Here is a 12,832-nt window from a genome sequence, read left to right as displayed (position 1 = left end):
CGGCGAACCGGCGCCGCGGAGTGACGAAGCCTGGACTGCCCTGACATCAACAGCGTGGGATTTGGAGAGACAAACATGACACGAACACTCGGACTGGTTCCGGCAATCGCGTTGGCGACGGCCTTGTTCGGCGGCGCCGCGGGGGCGCAGACCATCAAGATCGGCGTCAACGAGCCGCTCACCGGCGCGTTCGCGGCCTCAGGCACTTACGTCGTCAATGGTGCGAAGATCGCCGCCGACGAGATCAACGCCAAGGGCGGCATCCTCGGCAAGAAGATCGAGCTCGTCATCGAGGACAACAAGAGCAACCCGACGGAGGCCGCCGCCGTCGCCGAGAAGCTCATCACCAGCGACAAGGTGCCGGTCCTGATGGGCGCCTGGGGCTCGAGCCTGACGCTCGCGGTGATGCCGAAGCTGATGGAATACGAGACGCCGATGGTGGTGGAGACCTCGTCCTCCGGCAAGATCACGACGACGGGCAATCCCTTCATCTTCCGCATCTCGCCGCCCTCCGCGATCGAGGCGGCCGCGTTCAAGAACATCGTCGACAAGCTCGCGCTGAAAAAGGTCGACTTCCTTGTCATCAACAACGACTGGGGCCGCGGCACCGCCGAGGATTTCAGCAAGATGATGAAGGAGAAGGGCATCGGCATCGGCCTGGTCGAGACCATGGACCAGGGCGCGCAGGACATGAGCGCGCAGCTGTCCAAGATCAAGAGCTCGGACTCCGAGACCGTCATCGTCACCACCGCCGTCGACCAGCTCACGCTGATCTTCAAGCAGGCCGCCGCGCTTGGCCTGAAGAAGCGCATCATCACCACCGGCGGCTCGCAGAACCCGGACCAGATCATCGCCCAGGCGGGAGCGGCCGCCAACGGCACCATGCATCTGACGACCTTCCTGCCCTGGTTCCCGGACAAGACGCCGAACCCGGAAGCCACCAACTATTTCATCGCGGAATGGAAGAAGCGCGGCTTCGACTTCGCCGGCTGCACCGAGAGTTTTCGCGGCTATGACGGCATCCGCACCGTCGCCGCCGCGATCGAGAAGGCCGGCAAGGCTGAGCCTGCCGCGATCAAGGCGGCGCTCTGGAACATCAACATCAAGGGGCTGAACGGCGACATCGTGTTCCGCAAGTCGGGCCCCGAGGGCAAGGAAAGCGGTCAGAGCCAGCCGAATGTCTATCTCATCGAGATCGCCGACGGCAAGATCGAGATGAAAACGCTCTGACGCGCTTGTTCGCAGGCGAGGGCGGTACGTCACCGCTCTCGCCGAATACGGACTAATCGGGAACAATCTTGAGCGAATTCCTCCAGCATTTGATCAACATGCTCGTGCTCGGCGGCACCTATGCGCTGCTGGGTATCGGGCTGACCTTGATCTTCGGCATCATGAACGTCGTGAACTTCACGCATGGCGTGCTCTACACGTTCGGCGCCTACATCATGTTCATCGTGGTGCAGCAGATCGGGCTGAACTTCTTTCTCGCGCTGCCCGTGGCCGTGCTGGCCGGATGGCTGCTGGGTGCGGCCATCGAATTGACCTTGCTGCGTCCGCTGCGCGGCTCCGACATCGACACCACCATGCTGGTGATGATCGGCGCCTGGATCGCGATGCAGTCGGGCACGCTGTGGATCTGGGGCGGCGTCGCGAAATCGGTGGCGACGCCATTCCCGGAGGCGCCGCTGGTGCTGGGGCCGGTCTCCGTATCATGGCTGCGCCTGTTCGTGCTCGCCGCGGCGGCCATGTTGATCCTGGTGACGTATCTGCTCATCAACAAGACCAGCCTCGGCCGCGCGATGCGGGCGACGTTCCAGGACCATGACACGGCGTCGCTGATGGGCGTGAACGTCGACATGATCTACACCTCGACCTTCGCGATCGGCTCTAGCCTCGCCGCCGCCGCGGGCGCGCTGCTCGGGCCGGTCTACGTGATCTTCCCGCAGATGGGCGATCTCGCCGCGGTCAAGGCTTTCGCCATCGTCATCCTCGGCGGCCTCGGCAACATCACGGGCGCGGTGATCGGCGGCTTCATCCTGGCGCTGGCCGAGGAGCTCGGCGCCGGCTACGTCTCGTCCGGCTACCGCGATGCCATGGGCTTTCTCATCATCATCGCGGTGCTGATCTTCCGGCCGACCGGCCTGTTCGCGCGCGCGGAGCGCGTCGGATGAAGACGATCGTCACCATTCTCGCCGTTGCGGCGCTGGCCTCGGTGCCGCTCTGGCTGCGCGATCCCTATCTGCTCAACGCGCTGATCACGACCGGCATCTTCGTCATCGGCGCGATGAGCCTCAATCTGCTGCTCGGCTTCACCGGCCAGCTCAGCCTCGGTCATATCGCCTTTTTCGGCATCGGCGCCTATGTCAGCGCGCTGACTTCGCTCGGTTTCGACATCGGCCTGCCCGGAGGCTTTCGGCTGGTTCACACACCATGGCCGCCGATCGTAGGCTTCGTGCTGGCGATCCTGATTGCAGGATTGTGCGGCTATTTCGTCGGTCTGTTGTCGTTCCGCGTCCGCGGCGCCTATTTCGTCATTGTGACGATCTCCTTTGCCGAGGTGGTCCGGCTGGTCGCGCTGAACTGGGTCGAGCTGACGCAGGGTCCATTGGCGCTGACCAATATCCCGTCCATCGCGTTGCCCTTGCCCGGCTTTGGCGAGCTGACACTGCGCACGAAATTCCACAACTATTATCTCGTCCTGGTCGTTGCGCTCATCGCCTATCTCCTGATCGCACGCCTCGTTCATTCCCATTTCGGCCGCTCCATGCGTGGCCTGATGGAGAACGAAACGCTCGCCGTCTCGGTCGGCATCGACGTGACCAGGACGCTGACGATTGCTGCGGTGATCTCCGCCGCGATCGCCGGCGCGGCCGGAAGTCTCTATGCACACTACATCCGGATCATCGACCCTGAAGTCTTCGCCTTCATCAACACCGTCACCATGGTGATCATGGTCATCAGCGGCGGCAAGGGCTCGCTGGCGGGTCCCGTCGTCGGCGGCCTGATCTTCGGCCTATTGCCGGTCGCGCTGCGGCCTGTGATGGCGCCGGAAGCGCAGTGGATCGCCTATGGCGGCGTGCTGATCGCCATCCTGTTCGTGTTGCCGCGCGGCATCGTGCCGTCGCTGGCGCAGCGGTTGACCCGGCGACGGAGCGGGACGACGGCGCTGGCGCCGGTCGCGCTCAGTGAAACCGGTGCCAAGGAGCCGGCGTGATGACGGCGCGCAGCATCGCCATGACCATCGATCAGGTCGCCGTCCGCTTCGGCGGCCTCGTCGCGATCTCCGACATGAGCTTTGAGGTCGGCGAGGGCGAGATCGTCAGCCTGATCGGGCCGAACGGCGCCGGCAAGACCACCGCCTTCAACGTCATGACCGGTTTCCTGACGCCGAGCGCCGGCCGCGTCACCTATCGCAACACTGCGCTCGCCGGATTGAAGCCGCACGAGATCGCCGATCTCGGTCTGATCCGCACCTTCCAGCGCACCAGCGTATTCCCGAACGACACCGTCTATGAAAACCTCCTGATCGGCCTGCACCGGCAGGGCCGGGTCCGGCTGCTCGACGCCATCCTCGGCCTGCCAGGCGCGCGCGCCTCGGAGCGCAAGCTGCGGCAGCGCGCGAGCGAGCTGCTCGAGTGGGTCGGGCTCGAACGCCGCGCCCACGATGCGGCGGGCTCGCTCTCCTACGGCGAGCAGCGCTTGGTCGGTGTCGCGCTGGCGCTGGCGGCGGAGCCGTCGATGCTGCTGCTCGACGAGCCCGTCTCCGGCATGAACGCCTCGGAGACGCACCGTTTCGTCGAGCTGATCCGCAGCATCCGCGACCGCGGCATCACGATTTTGCTGGTCGAGCACGACATGCCGATGGTGATGACCGTCTCGGATCGCATCGTGGTGCTCAACTATGGCCGCATCATCGCCGAAGGGACGCCCGATGTGATCCGCAACGATCCTGCTGTCATCGAAGCCTATCTTGGATATGGAGCAGGACGTGCTTGAGATCCGCGACATGGTCTGCGGCTACGGTGGCGTCACCGCGCTGCGCGGCATCTCGCTCGACGTGAAGGCCGGCCAGCTGGTTGCCCTGATCGGAGCCAACGGCGCCGGCAAGAGCACGACGCTGCGCGCGATTTCCGGCCTGGTGCCGCCGCGCTCGGGCCAGATGAAGTTCGAGGGCATCGACATCACCGGCGCGAAGCCGCCGCGCGTGCTGGCGAGCGGCATCGCGCATTGTCCGGAAGGGCGGCGCGTGTTTCCGCATATGAGCGTCGAGGATAATCTCGATATGGGCGCTTACCTCCGGCGTCGTTCGGGCGAGATCGCGGCCGACCGCGACCGTATCTACTCGGAATTCCCGCGGCTCGCCGAGCGGCGCCGGCAGGCGGCGGGCACGCTGTCGGGCGGCGAGCAGCAGATGCTTGCGATCGGCCGCGCGCTGATGTCGCGGCCGCGCCTGATCATGTTCGACGAGCCGTCGCTCGGGCTCGCCCCCAATATCGTCGAGCGCACCTTTGCGATCATCCGCGGCATTCGCGATGCCGGCACCACGGTGCTGCTGGTCGAGCAGAACGCCTTCGCTGCGCTCGAGATGTGCGACCACGCCTATCTGCTCGAGAACGGCCGCATCGTGCTATCGGGCGCCGGCAGCGAGCTGATCGCGAACGAGCATGTGCGCAAGGCCTATCTCGGTGGGTGACGACGCCGGGTGGATTGCCGTCTGCGATCTCGACCGGTTGAAGGCGGAGACGATCGTCCGCGTCGCCGGGCGCGACCTGCTCGTGATCTGGAACGAGGGCGACGTCGTCGCCTGCGAACGGGCGTGCCCGCACGAGCAGGCGGATCTGGCCTTGGGGCGGGTGACGGCCGGGCGCCTCAATTGTCCCCGCCATGCAGCATCATTCGATTTGCGCGATGGCGAAATCAGTGCAGGATGGCCGAGCCGGCCGCTGCGGCTTTATCCGGCGCGAATCACGGGCAAGCGAATCTGGATTGAGATGCAGGAGCGGCAGCCGGGGCGATGATGCCATCATGCCCCTGTTTTGCCCGACGAGTCAAAGCGGCAAAGGTGGTGTCGATCGACCCTCAAACAATTCGCCTTTGCAAACAACGACATCGCTACTGTGCATGGGTTGTTTTTCGCACTTTTAGTCCAGCAGCCGCCGCGCAGCCTCCACCAGGACTCCGTCCGGCCGGCGCAGAGCCTCGAGAATGGTGAAATGGTCGGCGCCTTCGACCGAGATGAGCTTGCCCGGCGCTCCCGCCGCCACGCGCCTGTCGTAGAGATTGATGGAATCGCAGACGAGTGCCGGCAGCTCGCTGCTGCCATAGGCGATGTCTAGGCGCTTCTGGGTGACGGGCAGGCGCAACGGCGACAGCGTGGCGATCTCCTGGTCCGTCAGCTTCAGCGCATCGTTCAGCCCCGTATCGCGGATCGGCGCGAGATCGTAGACGCCCGAGAGCGCGAGCCCCGCATGGACACGCGGATGATCCTGCGCCATTGCGACGAGATGGGCGCCGGCGGACCAGCCCGACAGCACGACCGGGCCGGCAATTCCATAGGACGCGCCGTGCGCCGCGAGCCAGTCGAGCGCGCGCGGGATCTCGGCGACGATGTCGGTGAGGGACACCTCGGGCGCCAGCGAATAGCCGGGAATCGCAACCGACCAGCCATGCGCGGCGACGCCTGCGACCAGCATGGCGAACAGCTCGCGCGAGTTGCGCTGCCAGTAGCCGCCGTGCAGGAACACCAGGCAGGGCGCATCAGGCTTTGCGGCCGGGTAGAGGTCGATCTTGTTATTCGCCCGCTCGCCGTAGGGCAGGTCGAGATGGGACTTGAGCGAGCCCCGCAGCCGGCTTGAGGCTTCGTTGCGCTCGGCGATCAGGGCGGGGCTGTTCGTGACCGCCGCGTTGTTGTCATAGGCGGCACTGCGTTCCGCCCGAGACAGCTCGGACCACCGGTCGCGGGGGTCGAGCGGTCGAATTGTCGAATGAGCGTTCTCAACCATGGGAGTCTCCGTTTGCGTCAGGCACTGCGCAAGATCGCGTCGATCTCTTGCGCTGCTGCGAGGAGCGAGCGGTCTTGCCCGCGCGCTGCGATGATCTGAAGGCCGAAGGGAAGCCCGCGCCGATCCGTTCCGCACGGAATCGAGATCGCCGGCAGGCGGGCGTGATTGACGAAGGGCGTGAACACCGCGTGGGCCCGCGGGCTTGCGGGCTTTCCGCCGATCATATCAGGGCCGAGCTGCGTCAGCGGCCAGGCGACGCAGGGGACGGTCGGCGCCAGCAGGAGGTCGACCTCAGTGAAGAACGCGGCGAAGGCATTGGCGATCGCGGTGCTCGCAAGCAGCGCTGCAGCGACATCCGCACCCGACCAGGAGAGACCTCGCTCGATCTGCTTGGTTATGTCAGGATCGAAGATAGTCGGATCGTTGCGAAAGCGTTCGCCGTGGAGTGCCGCGAGTCCCGCATGCTGCAGCGGCATGATCGCATCCTCCGTGGCATCTGCCGGCCAGACAGGATCGCGTCGCGCGATGCGTAAACCCGCTGCGGAAAGCCGGTCGACGGCGGCGGCGAGGCCATTCGCGACGACGTCGTCGATCGCGACGTCGAGACCAAGGCGCGGCGAGAACGCGATGCGCTGACTGCCGATGTCTTTGGCCTGCTGCACCACGACGGCAGACTCCGGATCGCGCGGGTCGGCGCCGGCCATGGCTTCAAACGCCAGCGCGATATCGGCCGCGTCCGATGCGATCGGCGCGATGACGGAGAGGCCGAAGAAGGGCTCGGCGAAACCTGGCCCATAGGGGATCGCGCCGTAGGACGGCTTGAAGCCGGCAACCCCGACATGCGCCGGCGGCCTGCGGCTCGAGCCGCCCGCATCGGTACCGATCGCGAGCGGCACCAAGCCGGCTGCAACAGCTGCGGCCGGGCCACCCGATGAGCCGCCGGGCGTCAGCGCGGGATCGAGCGGATGTCGCGTCGGCCCGTATAGTTGCGAGGTCGTCACGCCCTTGCAGGCGAACTCGGACGTCGCGCCGATGCCGACGACGACGGCACCGGCCTTGCGCAGCCGCTCGACCGCGATGGCATCGCGCGGCGCGATGAAATGGTGGAACAAGCGCGAGCCCTGCGTCACGCGCCAGCCGCCGACCCAGACGTTGTCCTTGACGATCACGGGAACACCGGCGAGCGGCATGATCTCGCCCATACGCAGGCAATCATCGACCGCCGCAGCATCCGCCAGCGTGCGTGCGGGATCGATTGTGACGACCGCGTTCAAGGGCTTGGCGGCCTCGATGCGGCCGAGCGCGGCTTTCGCGGTCTCGACGGCATTGGTCCGCCCGGCGCTGACGTCGGCAACGGTCTCGCGCGCGCTATTTGTCCGCGTTGTCATGGCCTCCCCAGATCAACGCCAATGTACCGCCAAGGGCAAGGCACGCCAGGGCGAAGAAGGCCACGCCGAGGCTGGCCACGCCATCCAGGATCGACACCAGCGCGGGCGCGGCAAGGAGACCGGCATAGGATGCGGTCAGCACCGCGCCGGTGGTCTCGCCGATTCGGTCCTGCGGGGCGAGGCGGGCGATCTCGGCGACAAAGACGCCGTTCCAGCCCGACGCCGTCAGGCCGAACAATGCGGCAATGATGAATTGTCCGCTGCGGCCGAGCGAAGCGCCATTCAGGCCGAGCAGCGCGGCGCAGAAGGCCATACCGAGGCCGATGACGACGAGAACGGCGCGCGAGGCATCGAGCCGCATGGCGACATAGCCCCAGCCGAGACGGCCGACCAGACCGCCAGCCTGCGCGCAGGCGAGCGCCATGCCGGCTTCGATATGGCTGAGGCCAAGCTCGCGTGTGCCGAGCGTGACGAAGACCGTGTTGAGCGACACCTGCATCGCGCTGAACGGCATCGAGGCCAGCGCCAGCATCGCGATCCGCCGGTCCGCGATCACCAGCGCCACCCGCGCGCGGAGATCGAGCTTTGGCGGCGGGGCGACCTTGCCGGCATAGGCCGGCCGCAACCGTTCGAACAGCGCGATCGCCAGTAGCGCCAAGGCAGCAACGGCCGCATAGCACCAGACCGGTCCGAACACGATGGCGATCGCGGGCAGGGCCAGCGAGCCGCAAACGGCGCCGATCTGGTTGCCGGTCTGGCGCACCGAGAACACGAAGGCGCGCCGCTCGGCAGTGACGAGCCGCGCCAGCAGCGCCGCGCTCGCCGGCGTCTCGGGTCCCATCGCGAGGCCGATGCACAGGCCCGCAGCCAGCAGGGCGGCGCTCGTCCCGAGCGAAGCCAGCGCCATGCCGACGACGATGGCCGCCGCGCACAGGCTCGCGATCCGCAGCGAGCCAAGGCGCGCGATGAAGCCGCCGCCCCAGAACGAGGCGGGGATGCCGACCGCGAACACGGCGGCGGAGAACATCGAGAGCTGCCAGACCTCGATATGGGCGCGCGGGGCGACCACGCCGGGCGCGAACAAGGCCAGCGCGACCAGGGCCTGAAGCGCGGTCATCGCGCCCAGGGCCGGCAGCAGCGCGGGTGCTGGCCGAGCGGCCGTGTTTCCGTCTACCATGGCGGCGTGCTCATGGGAGGAACATTGTGGCAGGCGGTATTTCCATTCACGCGGTCGATGTCGCGAGCGGGCGTCCGGCGCAGGGGCTGCGCGTCGAGATCTGGCGGATCGATCCGGAGTCCCAGCGCATCGCCGACGGGCGGCTCGGCGCCAACGGCGTGCTCGATCATGCCGTCGCGCAAGGTGCCGGTGTGACGGACGGCGCGTACGAGGTGCTGTTTCATCTCGGCGAGTTCTTTGGCGAGCGCGACGGTTTCCTCACCGTGACGCCGTTCCGCTTTCGCATCAAGAACGTTGATGAGCATTTTCATCTGCCGCTGAAATTCACGCGCTGGGGCTATTCGCTGTTCCGCGGCGCCTGATCAGTTGGTCAGCCGCCGCGACAGGCCGGTGACGCGCTCCATCACCGCGACCAGCGCGACGGTGGCGATGATCAGCACGCCCGAGAGGGCTGCGATGGTGACATCCAGCTTGCCTTCGAGATCCTGCCACATCCGGATCGGCAGCATGTCGGTGGCGGCATCGCGCAGGAACAGCGAGACCGGCACGTTGTCGAAGGACGACATGAAGGCGATGAAGGCGCCCGCGATGATGCCCGGCCGGATCAGCGGCAGCACGATGCGGCGGAACGTGTAGAGGCGGCTGGCGCCGAGCACGGCCGAGCTTTCGAGCAGGGTCGGCTCGAGCTGGGCCAGCGCTGCGACCGTGTTGCGCACGACATAGGGCACGCAGACCACGGTGTGGCCGATCACCAGCGTCAGCGGCGACACGGGCAGGCCGACCAGCGAGAACAGCATCAGGGCGGCGAGGCCGAAGGCGAGCGCGGGAAGCACCAGCGGCGACATGAAGAGCGAATCGAGCAGCCGCGCCGACAGCGTCCGCGACCTGGAGATCGCCAGCGCCGCGGCGACGCCAAGGGTAACGGACAGGCCGGTCGCCCATAGCGCCACGATCAGGCTGTTCTTGGCCGCGAAATGCAGCTGCCAGGCATTCCACAGCTCGACGTACCAGCGCAGCGAATAGCCGGGCGGCGGGAAGCGCAGCGAGAAGCCGCTGGTGAAGGAGACGATCAGCACCACGAGCGAGGGGGCGATGATGATGAGAAGCGCGATCATCGCGATCACGGTCATGACGAGCTCGAAGCTGATCGCCTCGAGCGTGCGCTTGCGGCCGCTCATCATGCGCCTCCATAGCCGCGCGACATGCGGCCGAGCGTGGTGAAGACCGAGACGACCGCGAGCACGGCGAGCAGGAAGATGATCGAGATCGCGGCCGCAAACGGCCAGTTCTGCAGCGTCGAGGCCTGCTGGTAGAGATACATCGGCATGAACAGCATCTGCCCGCCGCCGATCAGCGACTGGGTGATGAAGGCGGTGATCGCGGCGGCATAGGTCAGCGTGCAGCCGGCGATGATTCCGGGCAGCGACAGCGGCAGCAAGATCCGGAAGAAAGTGCGCCAGCTTCCGGCGCCAAGCGAGCAGGAGGCATCGTCGAGATTGGGATCGATGCGGCCGAGCGCGGTGATCAGCGGCAGCGTCATCAAGGGCATCTGCACCTGTGCCAGCGCGATTACCACGCCGAACTGGGTGTAGAGCAGTTTGAGCGGGGTATCGATCAGGCCCAGCGATTGCAGCGTCGCGTTGATGATGCCCTGGCGCCCGAGGATGACGATCCAGGCGAAGGTGCGGACCACGACGCTGGTCAGAAGCGGCAGCAGCACGATCAGGATGATGACGGTCTGAAGCTTTGGCCCGACCCGCTGATAAAGCCAGGCGATGGGAAAGCCGAGCACGAGGCAGACGGCCGTCACCTCGGCGCCCAGCAGCAGCGTCGAGCCGAGCACGCCGAGGCTGAAGGGATCGGTGAGGAAGTGCAGGTACTGGCCGAGCCCCCAATGGAGCCCGGCCGTGTCGTTGTGCAGCGAGAGCCAGAACAATTGCAGCAGCGGCGCGACGAAGAAGACCAGGAAGAACAGCGCCAGCGGCGCTGCCAATCCCATTCCGTAGGACGTCACGTCCCGTGCTGCCGGCGCTGCGCCCATGGCTTGAACCTCGAGGTTTTAGATCTTGATCTCGCGGTTGAAGCGTTCGATCCAGGCCGAGCGCTGCTCGTTGATCTTCTTCCAGTCCTGGAACACGAACTTCTTCTTCAGCTCGGCGGTGTCCTTGGCCAGAACGCGCGCGATCTCGCCGCCCATCATCACTTTGGAATTCGTCGGCACGATCAGGTAGGGCGGGTTCATCAGCGTGGTCTGCACCTCCGGCGTCAGGGCCGCCTCGATCAGCTTGAAGGCGAGCTCGCGGTTCGGTGAGTTCTTGACGATGTGAATCGTGGTCTTGAAGGCGATGGCGCCTTCCTTCGGCGCCACGAACTCGACCGGCACGCCACGCGCTTTCAGGATCTGGATGGCGTTGAAATTGCCGGGCGAGATGTCGATCTGGCCCTGCTGGAACAGGGTCGCGAGCGCGCCGGGATTGGCGGCGACCGCGGCGAGATTGGGCTTGAGCTCCTCCAGTGCCTTGAAGCCCGGATCGACATTGGCCTCCGAGCCGCCGCGCATCTTGGCGATCTCGACCAGCCAGCCGGTGCCGAGTGTCGAGTTGAGGTTGGTGATGCCGACGCGGCCCTTGAATTCCGGCTTCCAGAGATCGGCCCATGACGTTGGCGGCGTCTTGACCGCTTCCGGATTGTAGGTGAGGCCGACGACCTGGAAGAACGGGGCGGGGCCCATCGGTTCCTGTGCCTCGGCGATCAGGTCCTTGTAGTGGGCGCTCTTCTCGACCGGATAAGGCTCGACCAGATCCTGGCCGACGGCGACGAGGGCAGGACCCGGGTCGTGCAGCATGACGTCGATCGGCGGATTTGCTTTCGCCGCGTTGACCTTGGCGATCTGGTCGACAGAGAGCATGGGATCGAGCACCATCGCGGCGTCCGCATTGGCTTTGCGGAACGCCGGCACCAGCACGGCCTTGTGCGCTTCCTCCCAGCTGCCGGTGAAGGTCGCAAACACCAGCGGACGCGCCTGGGCGTAGCTCAGGCCTGGAAACGCCTTCATGGCCCCGAGCGTGAGCGCCGTGGTCAGCAGGCTTCTGCGATTCATGATCATATCAAACTCCCCTCTGGACAAGGACTGGATCTAAAGCGTTGCGGGAAAGGCGTTGGCGAGCGATGGGGCGAGCGGTGCGAGGCGCACCGCAGCGCCGCTCTCCAGGGCGCGCGTCTCGCCGATGCGCGCCTGAGAAACCTTGACGCCGGAGCCATCGGCCGTGGTGACCTCGTGCACGACGGTGGCGCCCAGCGGCAGCGACATGCCAACGACGCCGGCAAAGCCGGTCTCGTCGCCGACGAATTGCAGGTGCTCGGGGCGGATGCAGACGGTGACGCGGCCGCCCTCGCTGAGCGCACCGCCCGCGGGACGCGCGATGATCTCCGCGCCGGCATCGAGGCGCACCTTCGCTGCCGTGCGGTCCGCTGAGACCACGATGCCGGGCATGCGGTTGGTGGAGCCAACGAAGGTGTTGACGAACAGCGTCTGCGGACGGTCATAGACGTCCGATGGCGAGCCGAACTGCTCCAGCTTGCCATGGCTCAGCACGGCGACACGATCGGCCATCGACAGCGCTTCTTCCTGGTCGTGCGTCACGATCAGCGTGGTGATGCCGGAAACGCGCTGCAGCCGCTTGACCTCGATCTGCATGTCCAGCCGCAAATTCTTGTCGAGCGCGGCGAAGGGCTCGTCGAGCAGCAGGATCGACGGCTTGATCGCGAGCGCGCGGGCGAGCGCAACGCGCTGCTGCTGGCCCCCGGAGAGCTGCCGCGGCAGCCGGTCGGCCATAGCAGGCAGCTGCACCAGCTCCAGCAGGCGCTGCGCCTCGCGCTGACGTGAGGCCTTGTCGATGCCGCGGGCGGCGAGGCCGTAGGCGACGTTCTCGCTGATCGACAGGTGCGGGAACAACGCGTAGTTCTGGAACACGATGCCGACGGCGCGTTTGTTCGGCGGCAGCGCATCGACGATGTCGTCGCCGATGATGATCCTCCCTTGCGTCTGCGCGATGAAGCCGGCGATGATGCGCAGCAGCGTTGTCTTGCCGCAGCCGGACGGACCCAGCAGCGCAATGATCTCGCCGCCCCTGATGTCGAGATTGATGTTCTCGACCGCAAGCGCGCCACTCGGATACCGGTGGGTGACCGCATCGACGACAAGCGATCGGCTGCTTGGCGCATCAACCATGGTGTTGCCTCCCGTTGCCCCAGAGGAGAAAGCA

Annotated in this window: 14 protein-coding genes; 7 read left to right on the top strand and 7 right to left on the bottom strand. The window is 66.2% G+C overall.

What is annotated here, in order from left to right; genetic code table 11:
- The first annotated feature begins 75 nt into the window (after nucleotides 1-75).
- The 6 genes from ACTEK7_RS07315 (at nucleotide 76) to ACTEK7_RS07290 (ending at nucleotide 5,018) form a co-directional block, all read left to right on the top strand.
- Nucleotides 76-1,230: an ABC transporter substrate-binding protein gene (locus ACTEK7_RS07315; protein ID WP_036004998.1), complete on the top strand. Its 1,155-nt coding sequence runs from the start codon at nucleotides 76-78 to the stop codon at nucleotides 1,228-1,230.
- 68 nt (nucleotides 1,231-1,298) lie between these two features.
- Nucleotides 1,299-2,171: a branched-chain amino acid ABC transporter permease gene (locus ACTEK7_RS07310; RefSeq protein WP_225125974.1), complete on the top strand. Its 873-nt coding sequence runs from the start codon at nucleotides 1,299-1,301 to the stop codon at nucleotides 2,169-2,171.
- Complete coding sequence (locus ACTEK7_RS07305; protein ID WP_225125973.1) at nucleotides 2,168-3,214, top strand: branched-chain amino acid ABC transporter permease; 1,047 nt, start codon at nucleotides 2,168-2,170, stop codon at nucleotides 3,212-3,214. Before ACTEK7_RS07310 ends, ACTEK7_RS07305 begins: the two co-directional genes overlap by 4 nt.
- Nucleotides 3,214-3,996 carry an ABC transporter ATP-binding protein gene (locus ACTEK7_RS07300; protein ID WP_225125972.1) on the top strand — a complete coding sequence of 261 codons (783 nt, stop codon included), beginning with the start codon at nucleotides 3,214-3,216 and terminating at the stop codon, nucleotides 3,994-3,996. Before ACTEK7_RS07305 ends, ACTEK7_RS07300 begins: the two co-directional genes overlap by 1 nt.
- On the top strand, nucleotides 3,989-4,693 hold the full coding sequence (locus ACTEK7_RS07295) for an ABC transporter ATP-binding protein (protein WP_225145860.1): 705 nt from the start codon (nucleotides 3,989-3,991) through the stop codon (nucleotides 4,691-4,693). The genes ACTEK7_RS07300 and ACTEK7_RS07295 overlap by 8 nt, the downstream gene beginning before the upstream one ends.
- Nucleotides 4,686-5,018: a Rieske (2Fe-2S) protein gene (locus tag ACTEK7_RS07290; RefSeq protein ID WP_463671641.1), complete on the top strand. Its 333-nt coding sequence runs from the start codon at nucleotides 4,686-4,688 to the stop codon at nucleotides 5,016-5,018. The genes ACTEK7_RS07295 and ACTEK7_RS07290 overlap by 8 nt, the downstream gene beginning before the upstream one ends.
- Before the next feature lie 123 nt (nucleotides 5,019-5,141).
- Here ACTEK7_RS07290 and ACTEK7_RS07285 read toward each other — a convergent pair whose 3' ends face one another.
- The 3 genes from ACTEK7_RS07285 to ACTEK7_RS07275 are packed head-to-tail and all read right to left on the bottom strand — an operon-like array spanning nucleotide 5,142 to nucleotide 8,567.
- Complete coding sequence (locus ACTEK7_RS07285; RefSeq protein WP_225145858.1) at nucleotides 5,142-6,002, bottom strand: alpha/beta hydrolase; 861 nt, start codon at nucleotides 6,000-6,002, stop codon at nucleotides 5,142-5,144.
- 17 nt (nucleotides 6,003-6,019) lie between these two features.
- The gene (locus ACTEK7_RS07280) at nucleotides 6,020-7,390 is read right to left on the bottom strand and encodes an amidase (RefSeq protein WP_225145857.1); all 1,371 of its coding nucleotides are present in this window, start codon (nucleotides 7,388-7,390) and stop codon (nucleotides 6,020-6,022) included.
- Nucleotides 7,371-8,567 carry an MFS transporter gene (locus ACTEK7_RS07275; RefSeq protein ID WP_225145856.1) on the bottom strand — a complete coding sequence of 399 codons (1,197 nt, stop codon included), beginning with the start codon at nucleotides 8,565-8,567 and terminating at the stop codon, nucleotides 7,371-7,373. Before ACTEK7_RS07275 ends, ACTEK7_RS07280 begins: the two co-directional genes overlap by 20 nt.
- Nucleotides 8,568-8,593: 26 nt before the next feature.
- On the opposite strand from ACTEK7_RS07275, the gene ACTEK7_RS07270 reads away from it, so the two are divergent.
- Complete coding sequence (locus tag ACTEK7_RS07270) at nucleotides 8,594-8,929, top strand: hydroxyisourate hydrolase (RefSeq protein WP_225145855.1); 336 nt, start codon at nucleotides 8,594-8,596, stop codon at nucleotides 8,927-8,929.
- Here ACTEK7_RS07270 and ACTEK7_RS07265 read toward each other — a convergent pair whose 3' ends face one another.
- Genes ACTEK7_RS07265 through ACTEK7_RS07250 form a run of 4 tightly spaced genes read right to left on the bottom strand, consistent with a single transcriptional unit; the run spans nucleotide 8,930 to nucleotide 12,798 of the window.
- Complete coding sequence (locus tag ACTEK7_RS07265; protein WP_036004967.1) at nucleotides 8,930-9,745, bottom strand: ABC transporter permease; 816 nt, start codon at nucleotides 9,743-9,745, stop codon at nucleotides 8,930-8,932.
- The gene (locus ACTEK7_RS07260) at nucleotides 9,745-10,608 is read right to left on the bottom strand and encodes an ABC transporter permease (RefSeq protein WP_036023719.1); all 864 of its coding nucleotides are present in this window, start codon (nucleotides 10,606-10,608) and stop codon (nucleotides 9,745-9,747) included. The genes ACTEK7_RS07265 and ACTEK7_RS07260 overlap by 1 nt, the downstream gene beginning before the upstream one ends.
- Before the next feature lie 18 nt (nucleotides 10,609-10,626).
- The gene (locus ACTEK7_RS07255; RefSeq protein ID WP_225137940.1) at nucleotides 10,627-11,673 is read right to left on the bottom strand and encodes an ABC transporter substrate-binding protein; all 1,047 of its coding nucleotides are present in this window, start codon (nucleotides 11,671-11,673) and stop codon (nucleotides 10,627-10,629) included.
- Nucleotides 11,674-11,703: 30 nt separating this feature from the next.
- Complete coding sequence (locus ACTEK7_RS07250; RefSeq protein WP_225145854.1) at nucleotides 11,704-12,798, bottom strand: ABC transporter ATP-binding protein; 1,095 nt, start codon at nucleotides 12,796-12,798, stop codon at nucleotides 11,704-11,706.
- Nucleotides 12,799-12,832: the final 34 nt, after the last annotated feature.

The sequence above is a fragment of the Bradyrhizobium sp. JHI2711 genome (assembly GCF_056156565.1).
This window is presented reverse-complemented; position numbering and strand designations above follow the sequence as displayed.